The 23,673-nt window shown below is 63.5% G+C and carries 18 protein-coding genes and 4 pseudogenes; 8 read left to right on the forward strand and 14 right to left on the reverse strand.

The annotated features are described in order from the left end of the window. Nucleotides 1-283 (reverse strand): annotated as a pseudogene (locus tag IE243_RS17655) (hypothetical protein); the annotation flags it as partial. Between the two features lie 76 nt (nt 284-359). Here IE243_RS17655 and IE243_RS17660 point away from each other — a divergent pair. Further along, a pseudogene (locus IE243_RS17660) lies at nt 360-1,119 on the forward strand (IS5 family transposase). Here the strand turns inward: IE243_RS17660 and IE243_RS17665 are convergent. From IE243_RS17665 to IE243_RS23870, 6 genes and pseudogenes are all read right to left on the reverse strand, one after another. Beyond that, nucleotides 1,103-2,785 (reverse strand): dipeptide ABC transporter ATP-binding protein, encoded by a 1,683-nt coding sequence (locus IE243_RS17665; RefSeq protein WP_191320705.1) that lies wholly within the window; start codon nt 2,783-2,785, stop codon nt 1,103-1,105. The pseudogene IE243_RS17660 and the gene IE243_RS17665 overlap by 17 nt on opposite strands. After that, on the reverse strand, nt 2,782-3,549 hold the full coding sequence (locus IE243_RS17670) for an ABC transporter permease (RefSeq protein ID WP_210319895.1): 768 nt from the start codon (nt 3,547-3,549) through the stop codon (nt 2,782-2,784). Before IE243_RS17670 ends, IE243_RS17665 begins: the two co-directional genes overlap by 4 nt. A 149-nt stretch (nt 3,550-3,698) precedes the next feature. After that, nucleotides 3,699-4,637 carry an ABC transporter permease gene (locus IE243_RS17675; RefSeq protein ID WP_244643251.1) on the reverse strand — a complete coding sequence of 313 codons (939 nt, stop codon included), beginning with the start codon at nt 4,635-4,637 and terminating at the stop codon, nt 3,699-3,701. Further along, nucleotides 4,634-6,313, reverse strand: a complete 1,680-nt coding sequence (locus IE243_RS17680) for an ABC transporter substrate-binding protein (protein ID WP_191320706.1) — start codon at nt 6,311-6,313, stop codon at nt 4,634-4,636. Before IE243_RS17680 ends, IE243_RS17675 begins: the two co-directional genes overlap by 4 nt. Nucleotides 6,314-6,496: 183 nt before the next feature. Further along, nucleotides 6,497-6,664: a hypothetical protein gene (locus tag IE243_RS23865; protein WP_191320707.1), complete on the reverse strand. Its 168-nt coding sequence runs from the start codon at nt 6,662-6,664 to the stop codon at nt 6,497-6,499. A gap of 103 nt (nt 6,665-6,767) precedes the next feature. After that, nucleotides 6,768-7,202: pseudogene (locus IE243_RS23870) on the reverse strand (LLM class flavin-dependent oxidoreductase); the annotation flags it as partial. 422 nt (nt 7,203-7,624) lie between these two features. On the opposite strand from IE243_RS23870, the pseudogene IE243_RS17695 reads away from it, so the two are divergent. Continuing rightward, nucleotides 7,625-8,574 (forward strand): annotated as a pseudogene (locus IE243_RS17695) (IS481 family transposase); the annotation flags it as partial. Between the two features lie 106 nt (nt 8,575-8,680). On the opposite strand, the gene IE243_RS17700 reads toward IE243_RS17695, so the two are convergent. Further along, the gene (locus IE243_RS17700) at nt 8,681-9,907 is read right to left on the reverse strand and encodes an ABC transporter substrate-binding protein (RefSeq protein WP_191320709.1); all 1,227 of its coding nucleotides are present in this window, start codon (nt 9,905-9,907) and stop codon (nt 8,681-8,683) included. Between the two features lie 85 nt (nt 9,908-9,992). Then, complete coding sequence (locus IE243_RS17705) at nt 9,993-10,781, reverse strand: alpha/beta hydrolase (protein WP_308432077.1); 789 nt, start codon at nt 10,779-10,781, stop codon at nt 9,993-9,995. 26 nt (nt 10,782-10,807) lie between these two features. Between IE243_RS17705 and IE243_RS17710 the strand changes: the two genes are divergently transcribed. The 6 genes from IE243_RS17710 (at nt 10,808) to IE243_RS17735 (ending at nt 17,521) form a co-directional block, all read left to right on the forward strand. Continuing rightward, nucleotides 10,808-11,575: a helix-turn-helix transcriptional regulator gene (locus tag IE243_RS17710; RefSeq protein WP_191320711.1), complete on the forward strand. Its 768-nt coding sequence runs from the start codon at nt 10,808-10,810 to the stop codon at nt 11,573-11,575. 114 nt (nt 11,576-11,689) lie between these two features. Further along, nucleotides 11,690-13,138: a flavin-containing monooxygenase gene (locus IE243_RS17715; protein ID WP_191320712.1), complete on the forward strand. Its 1,449-nt coding sequence runs from the start codon at nt 11,690-11,692 to the stop codon at nt 13,136-13,138. 5 nt (nt 13,139-13,143) lie between these two features. Continuing rightward, nucleotides 13,144-14,025, forward strand: coding sequence for an SDR family NAD(P)-dependent oxidoreductase (locus tag IE243_RS17720; RefSeq protein ID WP_191320713.1), 882 nt, complete (start codon nt 13,144-13,146; stop codon nt 14,023-14,025). A gap of 65 nt (nt 14,026-14,090) precedes the next feature. Next, entirely contained in the window at nt 14,091-14,870 is a 780-nt protein-coding gene (locus IE243_RS17725; RefSeq protein ID WP_191320714.1) for an SDR family NAD(P)-dependent oxidoreductase, read from the forward strand. A gap of 131 nt (nt 14,871-15,001) precedes the next feature. Then, nucleotides 15,002-15,793, forward strand: a complete 792-nt coding sequence (locus IE243_RS17730) for an SDR family NAD(P)-dependent oxidoreductase (protein ID WP_191320715.1) — start codon at nt 15,002-15,004, stop codon at nt 15,791-15,793. 132 nt (nt 15,794-15,925) lie between these two features. Beyond that, on the forward strand, nt 15,926-17,521 hold the full coding sequence (locus IE243_RS17735; RefSeq protein ID WP_210319896.1) for an AMP-binding protein: 1,596 nt from the start codon (nt 15,926-15,928) through the stop codon (nt 17,519-17,521). Nucleotides 17,522-17,703: 182 nt separating this feature from the next. Here the strand turns inward: IE243_RS17735 and IE243_RS17740 are convergent, their stop codons facing one another. From IE243_RS17740 to IE243_RS17760, 5 genes are all read right to left on the reverse strand, one after another. Then, nucleotides 17,704-18,957, reverse strand: coding sequence for a cyclopropane fatty acid synthase (locus IE243_RS17740; protein ID WP_191320736.1), 1,254 nt, complete (start codon nt 18,955-18,957; stop codon nt 17,704-17,706). A 23-nt stretch (nt 18,958-18,980) separates the two neighbouring features. Further along, nucleotides 18,981-19,571, reverse strand: a complete 591-nt coding sequence (locus IE243_RS17745) for an undecaprenyl-diphosphatase (protein ID WP_191320716.1) — start codon at nt 19,569-19,571, stop codon at nt 18,981-18,983. 131 nt (nt 19,572-19,702) lie between these two features. Next, on the reverse strand, nt 19,703-20,527 hold the full coding sequence (locus tag IE243_RS17750; protein ID WP_191320717.1) for a MipA/OmpV family protein: 825 nt from the start codon (nt 20,525-20,527) through the stop codon (nt 19,703-19,705). Between the two features lie 2 nt (nt 20,528-20,529). Further along, nucleotides 20,530-21,906 carry a sigma-54-dependent transcriptional regulator gene (locus IE243_RS17755; protein WP_191320718.1) on the reverse strand — a complete coding sequence of 459 codons (1,377 nt, stop codon included), beginning with the start codon at nt 21,904-21,906 and terminating at the stop codon, nt 20,530-20,532. Beyond that, the gene (locus IE243_RS17760; RefSeq protein WP_191320719.1) at nt 21,903-23,621 is read right to left on the reverse strand and encodes a sensor histidine kinase; all 1,719 of its coding nucleotides are present in this window, start codon (nt 23,619-23,621) and stop codon (nt 21,903-21,905) included. Before IE243_RS17760 ends, IE243_RS17755 begins: the two co-directional genes overlap by 4 nt. Nucleotides 23,622-23,673: the final 52 nt, after the last annotated feature.

A 23,673-nucleotide genomic window follows, 5' to 3' on the forward strand; every position in this document is an offset into this window, starting at 1 on the left:
GAGGCCCGCACTCCGCTAATTTACGCCGCGATCTGCGCCAAATGTTCTGACGACGTACAGCAGGCTTCTCGGTCGGCATCGCGGGTTCAACTGTCTTCGCTGTGCCTGTTTCCTTGGGAAGGACGCCCTCGTGCTCAAGCTGATCGAGATAGCTCTGCTTGCCGTCGATGTCCCAGATATCCCCGAGCACCAGATCGCGTTCGGCCATGTCCTTCGCGATACGAGCCAGTGCGGCGAGCGACTTTGTCTCGTCATGCGTGAACTGGAAGCGGCCGCCCTTCATGCTAGGCTCCGGACCCATAAAAACAGTTTCGCTTTTAAGCGCTTTCTGATTCAAGGCTCCCGAAGGGAGCCATCGGATGGACACGCACGTTTTCTGGCTGACGGACGAGCAGTTCGCGCGGCTTGAGCCGCATCTTCCAACAGATACCCGCGGCAAGGCCCGGGTGGACGACCGACGCGTCATCAGCGGGATTGTGCATGTCTTGAAATCGGGCTGCCGCTGGGTGGATGCGCCCCCGATCTATGGGCCGAGGAAAACGCTCTACAACCGGTTCGTTCGCTGGGCGGACAAGGGCATCTGGCAGAACATCTTCCACGCTCTGGCGGCAGCGGGCGGCCCTCCGGCTCAGGTCCTGATCGATTCATCGGCGGTTAAAGCCCACCGGTGCGCCGCTGGCGGAAAAGGGGGGAACGGGCGCAGGCGATTGGTCGCTCGCGGGGCGGTCGCACCACGAAGATCCACGCCCTGACCGATGCTTTCTGCCGGCCCATCGCCTTCCTGCTCACGGGTGGGCAGGTTGCCGACTGCACCGCTGCAGACACGCTTCTCGAGTACATGCCGCACACCGACATCCTGCATGGCGACAAGGGTTATGACACCAATGCGGTGCGCGCGAAAATTGAGAACATGGGAGTTGCGCCCAACATTCCGCCCAAGGGGCCAGCCGGATCTGGAAGAGCTGTTTTTCACCAGTACTTTATCGGAAGCGAAATGCGATTGAGCGCATGTTCTGCCGCCTCAAGGACTTCCGCCGGATCGCGACCCGATATGACCGCAGCGCCGTAAACTTCATGGCCACAGTCTGCATCGCAGCGACCATCAGCTACTGGTTATGAGTCCGAACCCTAGGCGCGGCAATGCCGCGACGAGTTCGGCGGTGTAGCTGTGCGACGGGTTGCGGAAAATGGCCCGGGCGTCGCCTTGCTCGACAACCCGTCCATCCTTCAGGATGATTACCCGGTCGGCGGCATGCTGCACCAAGCCAAGGTCATGGGTGATGAACAACAGCGCCACGCCCGTCTGGGCTTGTAGATCCGCCAGCAGATCAATCACCTGGGCCTGGATGCTGACATCGAGCGCAGATACCGGCTCATCGCAAATGATGATGGCGGGATCGGCGGCGAGCGCCCGCGCGATGGCAATGCGCTGGCGTTGGCCACCAGACAACTGGCCTGGGCGCCGGCTGGCGTAATGGACGTCGAGGCCAACCAGGGCGAGCAGATCCATGACGCGTTCACGGCGGGACATGCCGGAAAATGCACGTAAATTTTCGCCGATAATGTCAGTAACGGTGTGGCGTGGATCAAAACTGCTGAGTGGATCTTGCGGAATGTACTGCATTTTGCGGCGCAAATGCTTGCGCGCGCGCTCTTTCATCCCGGTCCAGTGCGCGCCAAGCAGGTGGATTTCGCCGTCGTCTGGCTCCAGCAGGCCAAGGGCGATCTTTGCGCAGGTCGATTTGCCCGAGCCGGATTCACCGACAAGGCCCAGCACCTCGCCCGCATTGACTGTGAAAGACACGCCATCGAGGGCCGTGAATACGCCGCCAGCCGTTGTGCGATAATGCTTGCGCAAATTGTGCGCCTCCAGCACCGGTCGGGCAAGATCTGGCGCGGCGCGCGGCGGAAGCGGCTCGCGGGCATCCAGATTGGCGCCACCCGCTGTAACCGGGCGCGTCAGGCGATAGCCGTGGGTGGATGCGGAGGGCGAGGCGGCGATAAGCCGTCTGGTCCACGGATGGCGCGGCGCATTCAGAACCTCCTGTGTTGGCCCTGAATCGAGCACCACACCATCGCGCATCACCATCGCACGGTCAGCAATGCCGGCCACCACAGCGAGATCATGGCTGATGAGCAGTAGCCCGGCGCCTTCATCGCGACGTTGCCGCAACACGCTGAGCACCTGGGCCTGCACGCTGGCGTCAAGTGCTGTCGTAGGTTCATCGGCGATAATCAGCCGGGGCTGACCGGCGATCGCAGCGGCGATGAGCGCACGCTGGCGCAAGCCGCCGGACAATTGCTGGGCGTACTGGCGCGCGCGCTCCTCAGGATCGGGGACGCCCACGCGCGCCAGCGTCGCCGTCGCCAGTGTATGCAGGGCGGCGGCGCCACGGGCAAGGCCGTGGATTTGGGCGGCCTCGGCCACCTCTTTGCCAATCGTGCGCAGCGGATCAAGCGATGTCAGCGCGTCCTGCATGACGAGGCCTGCGAAGCCGCCGCGCACCCGGCGCCACTGGCTGGCGTTGAAGGCGCGGGCATCCGCGCCATTGATGAGAAAGCGCTCAGCTTCAATCCGTGCGTTGCCGCCAACCAGGTTGAGCAGGGCGCGGGCAGTGACCGATTTGCCAGAGCCGCTTTCACCCACGATGGCGACGCATTCTCCGGGTGAGATGGTGAAGCTGACATTGCGCGCGACAGCGTGCTGGACGCCACGGTCGTTGGGGAAGGAAATGGTGAGGCCCGCGATATCGACGAGCGGGGCAGGGCGTCTGGCGTTGCTCATGGGGCGCGGCCTTCTATATGGCGCTGTAACGACCCGCCAAGCACGGCGAAGGCGATGACGGTCAGCGTAATGGCGATGCCCGGGAGCACCCCTGTCCACCACGCCGTGCGCAGATAATCCCGGCTTTCCGCCAGCATAAGGCCCCATTCGGGCGTTGGCGGCTGCGGCCCGAGGCCAAGAAAGCTCAGCCCGGATGTGGTCAGGATGGCCGTCCCGACAGAGATGGTGGCGACCACTGGCACAACGGTGAGCACATTGGGAACCACATGCACGAGAAACGCCGAAAACCTGCTGCGGCCATAGATGCTGGCCTGCACGACATAATCAGCGTCCTGCACGGCCTTCGTCTGGGCCCGCACAACCCGGCCAAATTTGGGGATGCCGGCGATGCCGACCGCGATCGCGACATTGACCAGCGAGCCGCCAAGGAACGTAATCAGCAACATGGCGAGCAGGACGCCAGGATAGGCTGACACCACATCGAACAGGCGGGAAAAGCCTTCATCCAGTACGCGCTGACGCTGGCCAGCGATCAGGCCGAGCAGCACGCCAAACGCCACGCTGATGGCCACGGCGCCGAGGCCAACGCCAAGTGAGAAGCGCGCGCCGTAAACAATGCGGGCGAACACATCGCGCCCCAGTTTGTCCGTGCCCAAAAAGTGTTCGGCGTCGGGCGCGGCCAGCGAGGCCAGCACATCGCCTTCCAGCGGATCATAAGCGGTGAACCAGTGCGGCGCGAAGGCGAAGCCTGCGATCAGGATCATCCACGCGCAGGCCAGCAGCGGCGCGAGGCGTCGTGGGCGTGTCAGGAAATTTATCAGGGCATTGATCAGGGTGTTTATAGGCTTTGGCCACACGGAACGCGCCGTAACAGTGTGACTGGCCGGGCCGGACAGGCGAGAGGACATCTCTGTCATTGGACTTTCAGCCTTGGATCAATGAACACGTAAGCGACATCGAGAGCAGTGGATGCGAGCACGTGGATCAGCGCGGCCAGCATCACGACCGCCAGCACAACTGGCGCATCCTGCGACAGCACGGCGTTGAGCGTGACCGTGCCGAGCCCAGGGCGTCCGAACACCTTTTCAGTGATCACTGCGCCGCCAAGCAGCCCGCCGACGAGCCAGCCGCCCAGAGTGACTGCTGGCAACGCCGCGTGCCGCAGGACATGGCGCAGACGCAACAACGTCTCACCGATGCCGCGCGCCCGCGTTGTCACCACGAAGGGTTGCACCAGCGCCTTTTCCATGGCTTCACGCAATACTTGGGCCAGCAGCCCCGCCGTGGGCAGCGCGAGGGTCACGGCAGGCAATACCAGTGCGCGCCAGCCGTCGGCGCCGGACACCGGGAACCAGCGCAGGGTGAAAGAGAACGCCAGCAGCAGAAGCAGGCCGATCCAGAATACTGGGGCCGAAACGCAGGCCAGCTCGATCAGACTGGCGGCCGCGCGGGCGATGCGTCCGCGCCCTGCTGTGAGGGTCGCCGCCAGCACCGCCAGCACAACGGCCAGAATGCCGGCGCTGAGCGCCAGATGAACCGTCGGCCAGATCTGCGGGCCTATGACATCAGCGACCGGTTGCCGCATCACATAGGATGTGCCGAAATCACCTTGGGCAATGCGCCAGATGAAGCCGACGTACTGGCTCCAGACGCTTTGATCGAGGCCCCATTCCTGGGCGATGGCCTCGCGCAGGCCTGGCCATGACATGTCGCCAGCCAGAATATCCTCAACCCTGCCTGGCAATGCGTGCATACCGATGAAAGCGGCGGTCACGGCGCCCCACGCCACCAGCAATCCGGTCAGCAGCCGCGGCGCGATCCGCTTCGTGATCATCGCGCGGGTCGATGTCATGGAGCCACCCAGACGTCGTAGAGGTTCGACGGCGAGTCAAGCTGGGCCTCGAATGAGAGGCCACGCACCTTGTCGCGCGCCGCGAGTTGGTAACTTGCGGCGAACAGCGGCACGATAACCGCCTGATCGACCGCCCGCTTTTGCGCTGCATGAACGTGTTTCAGCTTGTCGTCGGCTGTGGTGGCGCGCAGGGCGCTTTCGATATGACCGAACAGCTCCTTGTCGCCCTTGTCTGAAACGGCGCGAATGAAGCCGGTGCGGCCAATATTACCTTCGAGTTCACGCACGGGATCAGCCGGCAGATAGGTGTTGGGATAGATCGTCCACGTGCCTTCGCGCAGCTGCTGGCCCCATTCGCCGCCGGTGATGATGCGCAGCTTGAGATCAAAGCCGAGGTTCTTGCGCAATTGCGCCTGGACGCCCTGGATGAGCACGTCGCGACTGTCGCGAACGAATGGCTGCGGATAGCCAACTTCAATGCCCAGGCGCTTGCCATCCTTCGTGCGATAGCCTTGCGCGTCGCGGCCGGTCCAGCCCGCTTCATCAAGCAGTTGGTTGGCTTTTGCGACGTTCAGGCCCCAGGAACCTTCAAGCGCCTTGTTGTAGAGTGGATTGTCCGGGCCGATATTCGACCAGGCGCGCCGCACTGTGCCGCGATAGACGCTTTTCACCAGCGCTTCGATGTCGGCGCCGTCGCGCAGGGCCTGGCGCACGCGCACGTCGGTAGCGGGCTCAATGGTGTTGTTGATATTGAGGGTGAAGGCGGTCTGGGCGCCCGATGGCCCCGTGAGGAACTGGAAGCCAGGCTGGTCCTTGAACTGCCCGACATCGGTCGGCTGCACGCCCTCAATGACATCAATCTGGCCAGATGACAGGGCGCCGGCCCGCACCGAATACTCCGGCAGGAAGCGAATGGTCGCCTTCTCAAGATAGGCGGGGCCATTATGCTTTGCATAGCCTGGACCCCAATTGTAGGCGGCGTTGCGTTCAAGCGCGACGGACTGGCCGCGCGTATAGCCCGCAAACCGGAAAGGCCCGGTGCCGGCGAGCGCCGGGCCGCCGCCGCAAAGCTGCGCCCCGGCTTGCAAGGCCTTTGGCGACAGCAGGCCAAGCCGTACGCTGGCGATCGACTCCAGCAGCGCAGTGTCTGGCTGTTGCAAATGCAGGCGGAGGTGGTGCGGGGCTACAGCCTCAATCTGCTCGATTGACTGTAGTAATTCGCCAGCGGGAACAGCGTTTTTGGCATCGCGCGCATGGTCGAAATTAGTTTTTACTGCGGCGGCGTCGAATTTTTCTCCGTCATGGAAAACAACATCATCACGTAGGATGAAGTCATAGGTTTTGCCATCGGCGGATTTCTGAAAGCTTTTCGCCAGCCACGGCAGGAAACGACCGTCTGCATTCTTGGCGACCAGTGAATCCACATAATTGCGAATGATAATATACGAGTTCTGCTGAACAGAGCGATGCGGGTCGAAGCAGACGGGTTCGGTCGTGACGCCAAATGTCAGCGTTCCGCCCGAACGCGGCGTTTCATTGGCTGCTGCCGGCTGGGCGGCCAATAGCGACATGCCTGCGCCTGCGATGCCCGCCAGCAGCATCAGGCGGCGAGCGGTCAGTTGTTCGCTCAGTTTGTGATGACCGGATCGGTCGGTACTATTGGAACGGGCGTACATTGTTGCTCCGGGATTGCTTGTCTTTATTGGTCTGGAGCATTTTCGAGAAAAGTGGATCCCACTTCGTGATGAAAATGCGTAAAATCAGAAAGATGGAGTATGTTCTGTGACCTTTGTTTCACAGAACATGATCTGGAGCTTTTTCAGCGCAGGGCATGCCGCTTGCGCCGGGAAACGCAGGGCTCAGGCCACAAGACGCGAGGCCGCGACACTCGCTGCCGGGTGCGCGAGACCGAAGTGCTCGCGCAGGGTTGAGCTTGTGTAGGCCTGGCGGAAGATGCATTTTTCGCGGAGTAGCGGCACGACCGTGTCGACGAAGCTGTCGAGGCCATCTGGCAACACGTCCGGCATCAGATTGAAGCCATCGGCGGCGCCGGCGCGGAACCACGCCTCAATGTCATCGGCAATCCGGCGTGCCGACGATCAGCCGATGGCCAATGCCGCCGGGGCCCGCGTGACCAAAATTCAGGGCGGCTTCCGGGTCGTTGGAGGTGACAAGGTTCCAGCCGGCGCGTCCGCCTCTGATGTGATCCAGCGAGGCGAACTGGCGGGCCAGATTGTAGGGATCGCTGAAGGTGGTGGATGCGGTGCCGATCAGCCCGATGTGACTGGTGACCGCGGCCAGGGCAGACAGCAGCGTCAGGGGTTCGAAGGGGGTAATGCCGGTGTGCGCCTTGCGCGCCGCGCCATCCGGATGCAACAGCCGTACGTCGACGCTGTCGGCCAGGAAAATCGCGTCAAACTTCGCTGATTCAGCCATGCAGGCAAAGTTGACGAAGTCTTCCAGCCGGTCATCGCGAGAGGCATCAGGATGACGCCACGCGGCTATGTGATTGCCAGAAATATAATGAAAAGCTCCAAGCCGCATCTGGCCTTGTCGCCGCGTCATTGCCGAACCTCGTCTTGCTGCCCAAATGGGAAAGAACTGCTGCTTTGACCGGTAATATGAACGTTTGCATCCAAGTCATGCTGAGCAAGCTAGAGATTCCGCATATGGTAGTTCAACCCCTCCGGAGAGTATTTGAAACTCTGTGCTGTCGTGACCCTTTGGGACGAGTATTTTTTCTCCGATGTCGTCAGCAAACGACATTTTTGCGCGCGATTTCGAAGCGGTGGCAGCCACTGGATATCCCAGGCACGTCTTTGATGACGTGATCGGAAAATGCATTGAGACAACTTGGCTATGCGCAAATTCTGGTTGATCAGCCTGGATGCTGGATGCTGGATGCTGGATGCTGGAATGCGCTCTAAAAAATGTTTAGTCCCGGTATTTGATGGTGCATTATTCTCGCCAGAGTGGAAGGATGCGCTATGGGGCAAATTCTGCACGGGAGCGCCCGCACGACAGAGGCGGTCTGTAGAGCGATACAGCATAGTCAAGAGAGCCTGAGGGCGCTGGCGAAGCGCTACGGGATCAATCAGACGACCGTGGCGAAATGGAAGAAGCGGACTGCGACCCAGGATTTGCCGACCAGACCAAGGGATCCTCGTTCAAGTGTACTGACAGTCGAGGACGAGGCGACCATCGTCGCTTTCCGCAAACACACATTGTTGCCGCTTGATGACTGGCTCTATGCCCTGCAGGGCACGATCCCGCATTTCGCTCGTCCCTGCATCGCTGCCTTCAACGGCACGGGATCAGCCGATTGCCCGATGTGGCAGGCAACAGGCAGCCGAAACGCAAATTCAAAACCTACCCGATTGGCTACTTTCACATCGACATCGCCGAAGTGCGCGCGGCGGAAGGCAAGCTTTTTCTGTATGTGGCGATCGACCGGACCAGCAAGTTTGCGTTTGTCCACCTTGTCGCCAAAACAGGCAGGACATCAGCCTCTGCCTTCCTGGTCGCCCCGATTGCCGCTGTTCCCTACAAAATACACACCGTCCTGACGGATGACGGCATCCAGTTCACATATCCGCCCCGCTATGCCGACGGTCCTACCGCGACCTATATGACGCATATGTTCGACATGCGGTGTCGTGAGAACGGGATCGAGCACAGGCTCACCAAAATCAAACACCCCTGGATCAACGGACAGGTCGAGCGGATAAACCGCACCATCAAGGAAGCGAGGGTCAAGCGCTATCATTACGACAGCCACGATCAACTGATCGCACACCTCAATGACTTCATCGACACCTACAATTACGGCCGGCGATTGAAGGCCCTGCGCGGCCTCACTCCATACGAATACATCTGCAAAATATGGCAAAACGAGCCGGCCAGATTTAAGCTGAATCCGCACCATCAAATGCCGGGACTAACCACCTGGAGCATTTTGGTGAGCTGGTTTTCATCGAAAATGCTCAAATGCGCGCTCCGGGGGCATTCCCGGGAGCAAGCCCCCCGCGTGCGGGGCGCTGGCGTCAGTCGGAGCAGACCGTTTCACCGGCGGCGTTCCACCGGCCATCACGGAAGGTCTGGATTTGCATGCATTTTGTCAGCCGGTGCTGGGTTGGGCTGGACGACATGGCGATGCCAGGCAGCACCATGGGCGGCTTGTAGGCGTCCAGCGCATTGGCCATGGCCAAGACATTGGCGCGGGTGAGGTTGTCCCCGGCCTTGCGCAGCACATGCGCTGTGGTCTGGCAGATGGACCAGCCCCAGACATTGAAGACCTCGGCCTTGTTGCCTGAAGGGTAGTGGCTGTTCATCCAGGACAGCCATTCCTTTACATCATTGTCCTGCGCCTTCGCCGGCGCGCCCGGGTCCTTCAGAAAGGCCGATGAGATCAGCTTCTCGTCCCCCTTCAGGTCAGCCGCCTTCAGCACAATGTCCGGCGAGTTGGCAATGTAGGGCAGATAGATGACCGGGCTCCATGAAAGCTCCCGGATCGCCTTGATCGCCTGGGCGACGAATTTTCCTGTCGCCGCGAGGTAGATTGTGTCGGCCCCCGCCGCCTTTATCTGGGCGATTTGCGAGGTGATGGTGGGATCAGCCGCTTCGTATGGTCGCGCGGAGACCAGCCGCGCCTGGGCGTCCGTTCCCAGCCCGTCCTTCAGGCCAGCGAGAAAATCCCGTCCAAGATCATCGTTCTGGTAAAGCACGCCGATGCTGGCTGGCGTTCCGGCGCTGGCTGCGGCAGCGCGCATGTGCCGGGCGAAAATCGCCCCTTCCTGGGCTGCGACCGGCTGCCATCCCATCATCCACGGATAGGCGGCGGCGTCAGCGATCTTGCTTGCGGCTGATGCGACAAACAGATGGGGAACCTTTTTGGCGCTGAGATAGGGCGCGGCCGCCAGGCTTGTCGCCGTGCCGACGCCGCCGATCAGGAACAACACGCCATCGGATTCGACGAGCTTGCGGGTCTGCTCCACCGTGCGCGACGGATTGTAGGCGTCATCGTACGAAAGAAAACGGATCTTGCGGCCGTTGATCCCGCCGTCATCATTGATCTTGTCAAAGCAGCGCTTCAGCGCTTCCCGGTAGGTGATGTAGATGGCGAGGGGGCCGCTGGCCGCCGCCACGTTGCCGATCCGGATTTCACTGTCGCTGGCGCCCTCGTCGTAGGCGGGGCCGGCGCTGGCGCTGGAACAGGCGAGGGCCGCTGCAACGATCGATGCGGCGATCTGCTTTGTCTTTTTTCTGATCATTTCAATCCTCCCCTCCAGATGCGCCGTTTCATGGCTCCGCTCGTGCATGGGCCATCCGCATGACGCCAGGCGCGTCAGATGTCGTTTACGGGCTGGTTCGGTGATGTCGTTCAATAAATCGCGCGGCGTCCGCCAGGGCGGCGCGGGCCTCGGCCAGGCGTGGCCAGTAGAGGTGCCAGACGTGGAACATCTCTGGCTGGACCGAGAGTTCGACCACGCCGTTCTGCTGTAACCGCGCCGCGAAGGCCTGGATGTCGTCAAGAAAGACTTCGCGGCCGCCGGCCTGGATGAGCGTCGGCGGAAAACCCGTCACATCGCCATAGAGCGGCGACGCCAGCGGCTCTCCATGTCGCTCTCCGGGCGCGTACAGCCTGGCGAAGAAGCCGGCCGTGGCCCGCGAGATCATCGGATCAAGCGCCGCCAGCCGGTCATAGCTGTCGGCCGAGGTTTTCAGCGACACCCAGGGGCTGAACAGCGCCAGGCAGGCGGGGGGCGTTTCGCCCCGCGCCGCCAGGGCCATCGTCAGGGCGCAGGCGAGGCCGCCTCCGGCAGAATCGCCGGCGACCGCGACCGGGCGTCCGCCCATGGCGGACAGGGCCGTCCAGGCGGCGAGCGCATCCTCCACGGCGGCGGGATAGGGCGCCTCCGGGGCGAGCCGGTAATCCAGGCTGAACACCTCGCCCTCCAGCAATTGCGCCAGGCGGCTGGTGAGATGTCGGTGCGAATGGGGCGAGCCAATGACATAACCGCCGCCGTGCAAATAGAGCACGCACGGCCCGGGGCCTGCGTGAAAGCGCTCCGCGGGAACCCCGCCCAGGGCGCGCGTAAGGGGGGATATGGAAAAATCTCCCCTCGAAATGTGCAGGATAAAAATGGTTCCCCGGGAGGGACGAAGGCTTCATGCAGATCGCACATCGCATTCGTGAAGAGGTGCAGGCCCTCCGGGATTGCACGGACATGGATGACGCCACGCCGGTTCTGGAGCGCATTGGCCAGGCCATTGGCGCGACGCGGATCGCCTGGTCGCCGGACCTGTCGCGGCCGCATTTCGATCCGTTGATGGACAGGTTTCACCGGCAGCAGGGCTGGCCTGACGAGATCATGCAGCTGTGGTGGAACAACCATGCGACGCTAAAGATGCCGTTCTATATCCGCTGCCGCTTTGAGCATCTGCCGTTCGCCACCGATCCGGCCTCAAGCGACGCCACGGGCGCCCCCGTTGAGCAGCGCCGCGCCACGACCATCGTCGGGCGCCTGGACATAACCTCAATGATCACGACGCCGCTGCATCTGCCCAGGGGACAGGTGGCGATGATGACGTGGGCGAGCGGCGCCAGCGTGGCCGAGGCGCGGAAAATCATCGCCAGTTGCACGCCGGAACTGCTGGCGTGCGGCCATTTCTTCATGGCGATCATCCTGCGCCAGTCCGGCGGACGCCGTGGGCTGGGGGGCGAGGAGCTGTCGCGCCTCACCCCCCGGGAATGGGAGTGTCTGCGGCTGACCGCCCAGGGCTACCGCGAGCGGGAGGTGGCCGAGATCTGCAGCGTCTCAACCACAACGGTGCGCTTCCACCTCGATAATGTGGTGCGCAAGCTGGGCGCCTCCACGCGCACCCATGCCGTGGCGCTGGCCGCGCAACTGGGCATGCTCGGGCCGATTGGCGTCTGAGCCTGCCGGCGCGCCCGGTTCCGCTCCTTGGACGGTTCCGCCCCCTCGGAAACGAGGGTTATGGCGCTGCGGACATCCGCCTAGCCTGGTCCGTGACAGGAACAGGGGAGCGCCATGAACGCGTATCGGGTTGCAATTATTGGCGCGGGTATATCGGGCCTGTGCGCGGGCATTTTTCTTGATCGCGCCGGCATCGGATCGTTCCGGATCTTCGAGAAGGCCGATGATGTCGGCGGCACCTGGCGGGACAATCGCTATCCTGGCGTGGAATGCGACGTGCCTTCCCATCTCTATTCCTATTCCTTCGCCCCCAGGGCGGACTGGTCGCGAGAGTTCGCGCCTGGCGGCGAGATCCACCGGTATTTGCGGGACGTGGCTGACGACTACGACCTCACCAAGCGGATCAGCTTCAACACGGCTGTCAGGCAGGCGGAATTCGACGGGACGCGCTGGCGCCTGACCTTGTCGGACGGCGAGGAATGCCTGGCGGACGTGGTGATCTCCGCCATGGGCGGCCTGCACACGCCGCATGTCCCGGATCTGCCCAACCTCGCCGCGTTCGCCGGGCCGGCGTTTCACACCGCCCGATGGCCGCAGGATGTGGATCTGGCCGGCAAGCGCGTCGCCATGATCGGCACCGGCGCTTCGGCGGTGCAATGCGCGCCGGAAATCGCCAAAATCGCCAGCCATCTGCATGTGGTCCAGCGCTCTCCGGTATGGGTGGGGCCAAAAAGTAATCCACCCTATTCACACGAAGACATCGAAGCCCTCCGCAATGATCCCGCGCTGCTGCGCGCCAAACGCTGGGCATTGTGGAAGGGGTGGGAAACGACCGGCATGGAAATGATTACGCCAGGCAGCGCAATCAACCGCCTGGCCGAGACCCGGGCGCGCAATCATATCGCCGCGCAGGTCGCCGATCCGGAGATGCAGGCGGCGTTGACCCCGGCCTACAATTTTACCTGCAAACGCCCCACCTTATCGAACGATTACTATCGCATGTTCAATAATCCGGGCGTGTCCCTGGTCGAGGGCGCGATCCGGGACGTGGAGCGCAACGCCATCATCCTGGATGACGGTCGTCGCATCGCCGTGGATGCGATCGTTTTCGCCACCGGGTTCAAGGCATTCGACATCCGCAATGAGATCGATGTGCGTGGCCGCGACGGGCGTTCGCTGGCCGAGGCATGGGCCGGGCGGATCACGACGTATCGCACCATCATGACGGCCGGCATGCCGAATTTCTTCTTCCTGCTGGGCCCGAACACCGCCGGCCTGACGTCGACATTCCAGATGATCGAGGCGGAATGCGGCTACATTGTCAACGCCCTGCAATATCTCGAAAGCAGCGGCTTTGCCTGGATGGAGCCCAATCAGGCCGAGGTCGACGCCTTCTGCGACGACATCCAGAAGGCCTATGCGAAGACCACCCAGAACAAGGGGTGCGTCTCATGGTGGAGCGACGGATCAGGCTACGCGCACGCCAACTGGCCGCGCTCAAGCATCGCCTATCGCCTGATGATGCAGGACTTCGCGCCGCGTCACTTTTCTTACGGTCGGTGAGCGACATGGATCAACATCTCGATTTCAACGGCAGGGTCGCGCTGGTGTGTGGGGCTGAAACCGGGGCTGGCGCGGCCATAGCCGCTCACCTGGCCGCACGCGGCGCCAGAATTATGCTGGGCGCGGCGGACGGGGCGCTGGCGGAGCGTATGGCGCGGTCCGTGGGTTCTGGCGGAGAAGCCATGGCGTCAGGGGACACGGCGTCAGGGGTTGCGGTGGAAGCCTGCGCTGGGTGCGGCGCGGCGGCGGTCGCCGCGACCATCGGCCATTTCGGCCGGATCGATATTGTTGCCGGCGTTACGCCGCATCTGGCGCCCGTGGCCATTGTCGATGGCGGGGCGGCGTATGCAGCCGCCGTCACCGCCATTGATGACGCCGCTGACGCTCTGGCGGCGGCCCTGCCGCACATGCGGGCCCAGGACTACGGGCGCATCGCCTGGGTCACTGGGGCGTCTGGCGTCTTTCCCGAACCGGGTTGCGCTGGCGAGGCCATCTGCTCGGCGGCGATCGCCGCGCTGCTGCGCACCGCCGCAGCCGAGAACCGGGCGCATGACGTGCGCATCAATGTGCTGGCGGCGACCATCGCCGGGGGCAATGGCGACGCGGTTCTGCGCTGCATGCCCCATGCGGATCCCGCCCATTTCTCCGCCAGCGCCGTCATGCCGCTACTCGCCTGGCTCTGTCATGAACACTGCACGCTGGATGGCGAAATCATGAGCGCAGGCGGCGGCCGTTTCGCAAGGATCTTCCCGGCGACGGCGCCAGGATACTTCAATCCGGCGTTGCGCGATGCGGGGGTGGCTGCGGCGCTCGACCAGATCATCTCGGCGGATGGCGCCATCACCCCCCAGCGTGCGTCGGGCGAACTCATCCTCACCCATGTCTGATGCGCATCCACGTCTGACGTCGCAGGCGCGACGTCTCGCGCCAGTTATCCGTATGGAGCCTGTTTATGTCTGATGAAAAGGCGGCCCGCTATATCCGCGGCGCGGCGATCATTGCCGGGGGATCCGGCGGCGTCGGCCGGGCCATTGCCCGCAAACTGGCCGCGAGCGGCTCGGATGTCATCGTCACGTACAATCGCAATCGCGACAGCGCGGACGCGGCGGTGACCGAGCTCCAGGCCCAGGGCCGCAAGGCGCTGGCCGTCCAGCTTGACCTGCGCGACGCGGAGGCCGTGGCTGCGGCCTATGGGGTCGCGGCCAGGGAGTTCGGCGGCGTCCACACCGCCGTTTATGCCGCCGGACCCTACATCGACATGCGGCATGTCAGCCGCCTGCCGCCCGGGCTGTTCGAGAAAACCGTGTCGACCGATGTGTTTGGCGCCTACAATTTTCTCCAGGCTGCGTTGCCGCAATTGCGTGAGCATCGGGGGGCGATGGTGGCCCTCGGCACGCCGGCGATCCGCCGCGCCGCGTTGCGCGACGTCATGTCGGCGGCGCCCAAGGCGGCGATCGAAGCGGTGATCCGCGCCATCGCGGCGGAAGAGGGCCGGTTTGGCGTTCGCGCCAATCTTGTCGGGGTCGGCGTCATTACCGACGGCATGTATCACCAGCTGGTCGCGACCGGCGATTTTACCGACGCCTATTTCGAGGCGACGCGAAAGGTCCTCGCGCTTCAGCGCCTCGGGAGCGCGGATGACATCGCCAACGCCGTCGACTTCTTCGCCTCCGATGCGTCCGGGTTCATCACCGGCCAGAGCCTGATGGTTGACGGCGGTTACGCGCTCTGAGGCAGCGCAGGAGACGAGACGGCACAGGAGGCAAGGCAGGGCGCGCGAGCTACCCGGCCTGATGCCGACGGCAAAGTGAAAAGCCGGGCGCTGGTTCGCCAGCCCCGGGCGACAGGATGGAAGGAACACCCATGGAACTCGGGCTGGCCGGTAAGGTCGTTGTGGTAACAGGCGGCGCCTCGCACATTGGCCGCGCCATCGTCCGTGGTTTCGCGGCGGAGGGAGCCCGGATCGCTATTGTCGATTTCGACGGCGACCAGGCCCGCGCCACCGCTGAAATGGCGCGGGCGACCGGAGCGGCCATGGCGACGGCGCTGGTCGCCGATGTAACCTCCGCCAGCGACATCGCCACGGCGACCGCCGCCATCGATGCGGATTTTGGCGCCGTCGATGTTCTGGTGAACAATGCCGGCTGGGCGCGCCCCATGTATTTCGCCGAACAGACGCCGGACTACTGGCGCAAGCTGATCGACGTCAATCTGATGGGCGCCATCGCCATGACCCATGCGATTGCGCCGGGCATGGTCGCGGCGCGTTCCGGCGCCATCGTTTTCACAAGCTCGGACGCGAGCTTTGGCGAGCCGCGCGAAACCGTTTACGGCGCCGCCAAGGGCGCCATCAACACCTTCACCAAGGCGTTCGCCCGCGAGTATGGCCGTTACGGCATCCGCGCCAACGCTGTCGCGCCAGGCGTCATTATCCCGGAGGACGCCGCTTCGCTGGGCAAGGGCAGCCTGTGGTCCGCCTCCGCCCAGCCGTTCACGCCTGAACAGCTGGAGAAGGTGAAGGCGGCGATCCCGCTCAGGCGCCTGGGAACGCCGACGGATATCGCCAACATGGTGGTGTTCCTCAGCTCATCGGCCGCCGCCCATGTATCTGGCCAGATCGTCAGCGTCAGCGGCGGCTACGCCACACCCGGTTGAGCCGTGGCGAAACCCCGGACGCCCGGCGCGGCGTCGAGACCCGATATTCTGACCAGCGCGCGACCCTGATCCATTGAACCGCAAGGCGGTTGGATGGAAATGGATCCGGCTCTGGCAGCGAGGAAAGCGGCCATGCACGATCCCAGATTTCCGCCACGCCAAGCCTGTGTGCTGCGTGATGTCCTTGACCATCACGCTGGCCAGACGCCCGAAGCGATCTTCGTCCGGCTGCCCGATGGAGAGGAGGTCACATGGTCCCGGATGCGCGCCATGACCCGGACCACCGCCGGCGCCCTGCGGCGGCTTGGCGTGAAGCAGGGGGAGCACGTGCTGGTCTGGCTGCCCAATGGCCTCGACATGCTGCGGGTCTGGTTCGCCATCAACTACATTGGCGCCGTTTATGTGCCGCTGAATGTCGCCTATCGCAGCGCGCTGTTGGCCCATACGGTCGCCTTGTCGGATGCACGGCTCATCGTGCTCGACGCAGAGCTGGCGCCCAGGCTGGCGGAGATTGACCGGGCGCAACTGGCGCAGGCCGTCGTTTTTGGCGACAACATGCCCGCAGCTTTGGGAATTGAGACGTTTCCGTCATCCATTCTCGATGAGGATACGTCTGATCCGCTTGATCTCGAGCGGCCGATTGAGCCTTGGGACACCCAGTCGATCATTTTTACGTCGGGAACGACCGGGCCATCAAAGGCGGTGCTGTCGTCCTACATGCACCTGACCTCGCTGGCCGGACCGCAAAGCTGGCAATGGCTGCGGGACGACGACCGGTTTCTGATCAACCTGCCGCTGTTCCATATCGGCGGGACAAGCTGCGTGTACGCCATGATGCTGCGCGGCGCTTCCATCGCCCTGGTGGAGCGTTTTGAGACCGGGACGTTCTGGCAGGTGGTCAGGCGCAGCGGCGTGACCGCCGTTGGCCTGATGGGCGCAATGGCGCCGTTTCTCATGAACGCCCCGCCCGCTGACAGCGATCGCGGCCACGGGTTGCGGATCGCCGTCATCATTCCGCTGTCGGGCGATGCGGAGGCATTCGCGCGCCGTTTCGGCGTCGAGGTGTACACCGTGTTCAACATGACCGAGATTTCGACCCCGCTGATTTCGGAACGCAATCCGGTATTGCCAGGAACCTCAGGCAAGCCGCGCCCGGGCGTTGAAGTGCGGCTGGTCGACGAGAACGATTGCGAAACGCCAGCCGGTTCTGTCGGTGAGCTGATTATCAGGACGGATACGCCATGGGCGATGAACCATGGCTATTACAAAAATCCCGAGGCGACAGCGGCGGCCTGGCGCAATGGCTGGTTCCATACGGGCGATTCCTTCCGCAGGGACGCCAACAACAATTTCTTCTTCGTCGACCGCCAGAAGGATGCGATCCGGCGACGCGGCGAGAACATTTCATCGTTCGAGGTGGAAACGGAAGCCATGCAGCACCCTGCGGTGCGCGAGGCGGCCGCAATACCTGTGCCGAGCGCCTTCGGGGAGGACGAGGTGATGCTGGTCATCTCGCTTGCGCCTGGCGTCGCCATCGACTGCGGTGATCTGGTCCGCTTCATGGCCGCTCGCATGGCGCACTTCATGACGCCGCGTTACATACGGATTGTTGACAACCTCCCAAAGACGCCGACTGCGAAGGTGCAGAAACATCTCCTGCGCCAGGACGGGATAACGCCGGATACCTTTGATCGGGAAGTTGCGGGCATAGACATCAGGCGCAGATGACCAACACATCATGGCGACATCGATGGTGGCTCCGCGAACTGCCGTGATGCATGTTTCCAGCGCAGTTCCGGAACGAATGGGCCCTGCTTTTCCTAAAACGCGCTGAAGAAGGGAGCCAGAGCCTGTAAATGAGTGCTTAGTGCCCCTATGTCAGAGGTGGTCCCGCAATTTCGGACCAGTCGTTAAGCTTGATGACCTGTGTCAGCAAAGCTAGGTTCGCGCGCCCGCAGCGTGTTTTCCCGCTCCACGATGTAGTCGCGCGTCAGTGAAACCGCGTCCTGCCGCCGGGCGATCTGGATCTGGAACACGGCGACGTCCTGGTGTTCGAACGCCGTCTGGCTCATCGCCAGATAGAACTCCCACATCAGGCAAAAGCGCTCGCCATGGAGCGCCAGGGCTTTGTCGCGTCGCGCCATGAAGCGTTCCCGCCATGCTTGCAGGGTGCGGGCGTAGTGCAGCCGGAGAACTTCGACGTCGGTCACGATCAGGCCGGCTTTTTCGATCGCCGGCAGGATTTCCGACAAGGGGGGCAGGTAGCCGCCCGGGAAGATGTGACGGTTGATCCAGGGATTGGGGTGATTGGGACCGTCCGAGCAACCAATCGTGTGCAACAGCATCACACCGTCCGCGGCCAGCAGTTTCCGGCAGGTCTGGAAGTAGGTTTCGAAGAAACGCGGGCCGATATGCTCGAACATGCCGACCGAGACGATCCGGTCGAATGCGCCGGTCACGTCGCGGTAGTCCTGCAATGCGAACCGCGCCCGTCCTTCGGCGCCGGCCTCACGCGCCCGGCGGGTCGCCGCCTCAAGCTGCTCCGTCGACAGGGTGACGCCAAAAGCTTCACGGACTTTCGCGATCTCCGTCAGATACAGGAACATGCCGCCCCAACCGCAGCCGATGTCGAGGACGCTATGGCCTGGCTCCAGAACCAGCTTGGCGGCGATATGGCGCTTCTTGGCCAGTTGCGCCGCCTCCAGGTCCTGGTCCGGCGTTTCGAAATAAGCGCAGGAATATTGCCAGTCCCGATCAAGAAACAGGGCGTAGAGCCGATCGTCCAGATCGTAGTGATGCGCCACATTGGCGCGCGAGCGCCGCCGGTCGTTGCGGGTGGTGACATGGCGCAGCAGGAAGCGCGCCTTGTCGAGGCAGCGCTCCCACCAGGCTGGAGGCTGGTCGCGGGCGCCGGCCAGCACAAGAGCGAGAAAGTCGTAAATGGTCCCCTGTTCGACCAGCAGCCGCCGGTTCATGAACAGTTCGCCCAGTTGCATTTCGGGGTCGAGAAGCAACGCCAGCATGGCGCGCCTGTCCGTGAGGCGGATGGCGACCTGGGGACCGGTTCCATCGCCACAGGTAAACCGCGTCCCGTCGGGCAGGGTCACCTGCAAGGCGCCGCGGCGGACCAGCGACGACAGGGTTTTGCGCAGAAGCTTGTCCATGAACGGCTGTTCTCTGGTCGACGTCACGGGCCGTGATCCGGTTTGCTGAAGGGGTGCAGCGCCAGCCGCTGTAGGCGCTCAAGCGCGTCCAGCAAGCTGTCGCCATGACGGGCCATGACCCACAACGACGCCATGGCGATGGGAATGGCGATCAGGACGGCGCCAAGCATGTCGAATGGAAAATGGACGCCGAGGTAGATGCGCGACCAGGCGACGATCACGCCAAGAAGGACCGCGATCCAGGCGACGCGGAACCGCCGCAGCATGAACATCACGCTGGCCCAGACGGCGAAGGCCAGACCGTGGTTGCTGGGGAACGACGCGCTTTCACGGTGCTCGATGAGTTGATGACCCAGCCCCAGCATGAAGGGGCGCGGCCGGAACGCCGCCTGGCCGATGAGATAGCTCACCGCCAGCGCCATGCCGAGGGCCAGCAGCAACGCAATCACCGTCAGCCGGTCGCGCCGTCCGCCACCTATCCAGAGGAAGGCCATGTAGACGGGAATTGCGAGAATGACGTATCTGGCGGCGACGATCGCCAGCCACACGACAATGCCGTTGGGGGCGGGGCCTGCATTCAGGATGCTGAAGATCGATTGATCAATGTCAGTCATGAGCGGGCGGCCTGTTGAATTGTCGTGGCGGACTTGCTCAATCTGCGATATTTCTGAAATATCATGATAAAATTGATGTAATTCTCAGTTAATGTCGATGTTTACAATGAAATTCATCGATAGATAGCGTTCTAGTCGCCGCTCCGGAAGGCATAACTGAACCCGGCCCCAATACTGAACTGGTTGCGCTGGCCGATATCGCTCACCAGCGGTGAACGGGCGGCGTTGCCGGTCATGCGTTCGTAGTGGGCGAAGATGCTGGTGCGCCAGGCAGGCGACCACGCATATTCCAGGGACGAGGTGAGGCCGACGGATTTGACGCCTCCGCCCGCGGTGTAAGCCGGCATCAACCCGTTGACGGCGGCTTCCAGCGGCGTGACGCCAAAGTTGCGTCGCATGTAGGTAGAGTCGCCGATCGACAGGCGCGGGCCGATGGAAAAGGTGAAGTTGTTGAAGCGTGAAACCCAATCCGTCGAGAGGTCGACGCTCAACCCGTAGCGACCGAACATGCCCTGGCGAACTTCTATGCGCGTGCGCAGGCGATCCAGAATGGGCCAGTACTCGGCGAAGACCCCGCCTTCGACAGTCCAGGGCAGGTCGCGCAGTCCATAAAGCCGTGGGGTTGAGGCGGCGTAGCGGCCGGCCCGGTAGGCCAGCACGGCGCCGAAGCTGAAACTGCGGGAATCGTACAGGGAGAAGTCGAGGCTGTCGTCCGGAGCGCTGAACCCTTCCGGCTCGTTCGCCCGACGCCAGCTGATGGACGGGCTGTATGAAAAGCCGGCCTTGCTGGCGCCGTCATATTTGGGGCCAAGCTGGAAGCCGCCCCCGAGCGTGACGATCCAGCCGTCATCAACGGCCGCTGGCTTCGGGGCGGCGTCCTCCGCCAGGGCGCCGGTCAGGGGCGCCGTCAGGCTGGCGCAGAGCGCGGCGGCTGACAGCAGGAAAAGCCAGCGCATGGTCATTCCGCCACCTTTCTCGCCAGCCTGATGTCGAGCTTCTTGATGCGGTGCCACAGGCTGCGCTCGCTCACCCCAAGCAGCTTCGCCGCCTGCACCTGCACGCCGTTGGCGCGTTGCAGGGCGTCGATGATGAAATCCCGCTCGATCCGCTCCAGCTCGGCGTCCAGATCCTGGGGCAGGCCCTCGCGACCGCCACGCCTGACGTTGCTGAACAGATCCTGGGGCAGGTCGGGCAGATCGATCACCGGATTGCGCGCCACGATCACTGCCCGCTCCACGCAATTGTGCAACTCGCGGATATTGCCGGGCCAGTCGTGGGCGCTCATCGCGGAGAGGGCGGCGGGCGAAAATCCGGTAATGCGTTTTCCCATCGAATCCGCCAGCCGCCGCAGAAAATCGGCGGCGAGCAGGGGAATGTCGCCGGCCCGCTCCCGCAGGGGCGGCAGGCGCACAGGAAACACGTTCAGCCGGTAGAAAAGATCCTCGCGGAACCGTCCTTCCGTCACGGCGGCGCGCATGTCCTGGTGGGTCGCGGCGATCAGGCGGACGTCAACCTTCTGGCTGCGGTTGGCGCCGATGGGTTCGAACGTCAGCTCCTGCACGGCGCGCAACAGTTTGGCCTGCAGGCCAATGGGCATGTCGCCGATCTCGTCAAGGAACAGTGTGCCGCCGTCAGCGGCGGCGAAGCGGCCAATGCGATTGGCCGTGGCGCCGGTGAAGGCGCCTTTCACATGGCCGAACAGCTCGCTTTCCAGCAGGTTTTCGGGCAACGCGGCGCAGTTCACGGCGATGAACGGCTGGTTGCGGCGCGGGCTGTTAAAGTGGATGGCGCGCGCCACCACATCCTTGCCGGAGCCGCTCTCGCCGGTGAGCAAAACCGTGGCCCGGGTCTCGCAGACTTCGGTGATCTGCCGGATCACCTTGCGGAAGGACGCGCTGTCGCCAACCAGGGTCCCAAGATTGTAGCGCCCGTCGAGTTCGCCGCGCAGCCGCTCATTGTCGCGCACCACGTCGGCGAGGCGCAGCGCGCGCGCCACCGTCGCCGCCACGTGGTCGATCTCGAACGGTTTGGCGATGTAGTCAAAGGCGCCTTCCTTCACCAGCTCCACCGCGTCGCGCACGGTGGCGAACGCCGTGAGAATGATGACCGGCGTTTCTGGCCAGCGGCGGCGGATTTCCCCGAGCAGGGCGCGTCCGTCCATGTCAGGCATGCGCAGGTCGGTCAGCACCAGATCGAAGCGCTCCCGCTCCAGTCGCTGCATGGCTTCATGGGCTCCGCCCACGGCGGTTGCGGCGTGCCCCATGTCTTCCAGCGCCGCCGCCAGCACAATGGCGAGGCGCTCTTCATCGTCGACGACGAGAATGGAATGGTTCATGTCGCCGTTCCGCTGCGGAGAAGGGGGAAGATCATGGTGAAGGACGCTCCAGTCCCATGCACGTCATCGCAGGAGGCCGCGCCGCCATGGGCGGCCGCGACGCCCTGTACTTTGGCGAGGCCAAGCCCCGAGCCCTTCGCTTTGGTCGTGAAAAAGGGATTGAAAATGTCGGCGCGGATATTTTCCGCGACGCCAGGGCCTTCATCACGGATGGTGAGCGCCGCCGTCGCGGCGTCCGCCGTCAGCGTCACATGGATCTGGCCGCCGGCCGGCATGGCGTCCATGGCGTTCAGAACCAGATTGAGGCAGGCCTGATGCAACTGGTCGGCGTCGCCGTTGATCATGGCGCCGTCGCTGTCGTCCTGAATACGAAGCGCGATACGACGCCTGGCGAATTCCGGCGCGGCGAAATCGGCGACCCGGTCGATGACCGAACGGAGCGCCAGAGGCTCACGCACCGGCGGGCGCGGCTGGGCGAAATCGAGAAAATCCCTCACCAGCGTTTCGATGCGTCGCACCTCGTCGATGACATAACCGAGCATGCGATCTTCCGATGGCGGCAGGTGGGTGCGCTTGCGCACGACTTCCGTCGAGGTCTTGATGATGCCGAGCGGATTGCGCACCTCGTGGGCGATGACCATCGCCGCCTGCCCGAGGGCGGACAGCCGGTCCCGGCGCCTCAGTTCGTTTTCCAGTTCATGCAGCGTGCCCAGTTGCTCCGCCATGCCGTTGAAACCGGAGGCCAGCTCCACGATCTCGCGGCCGCCGCGATTTGCGTCGACCCGATGCCGGAAGTCGCCGGCGGCGATGGCGCGCACGCCCCGCGTCAGGTCGCGCAGGGGGCGCGCCAGCAGGCCGGAGATGACCAGGCCGGCGATGATCGAGATGACGCTGCCGAAAATGAAGATGCCAAGGAACAGGCTCTCGCGGCCAAGCTGCGCCAGCAGGCCCTCGCTGCTGCGCAGGCCGATAAAGCTGATGGCGGCGAGTTTGCCGCGCACGTCACGAAACCCCGCATAGACAGCCCGGTAGGCGCCGCCATCCGCGTCAGGGACGAAAATCTCGTTTTCGCCAGCGGCCAAGCGGGATCTTATGGCGTCCGGGATGGTGGTTGAGGCGCCTTCATGGGTGCGCAACACCGACGCCAGCTGGCCGCCGAAGTCGGCAAACAGGCGCACGTCGAGGGAGGTGACGACCTTGATGCCGCCCAGATAGCTTTCATCGAGCCAGGTTCCGACAAGGATATTCACCGGTTGACCGTGAATGTCGACGCGCTGGACGGCGCCCGCCATCAGCCATCGCCTGTCGGAGGCGATGATGCGGAACAGGCCCTCGCCCGTTGTGGTGGGCAGACCATCGGCGACCTGAAACGGGCGCGACGCGTACAGCATTTCGCCGTCAGGCCGGTAGATGGCGATCAGGTCATAGCCGACCGAACTGAGCAGCTCGAACTGATGCCGGATGGAGCGCGGCGCGCTCAGCTCCGCATCAGGCTTGCTTTCCATGCGCCGGGCGATGACGCCGGCGACGCGGCGCGCCTCCTGGGCGGCCTCGACCACTTCAAGGCGGAAGAACCGGGAGGTTTCGCCAAGCCACTGCGCCACGTTGGCTTCAAACGCGCCTGAAATCAGCGTCGCCGCGACATAGGCCGAAGCCAGCATGGCGGGGGCGCTGACCAGCATGAAGCCGAGCACCAGCCGCAGCCGCAGGGTCATGACGCGCGCCTTCACTGGCGCCCCCCATTCGGGGCGGCGCCGCCTTCCGGAA

Source organism: Camelimonas fluminis (genome assembly GCF_014656355.1).
In the GTDB taxonomy this organism is placed as follows: Bacteria; Pseudomonadota; Alphaproteobacteria; order Rhizobiales; family Beijerinckiaceae; genus Camelimonas; species Camelimonas fluminis.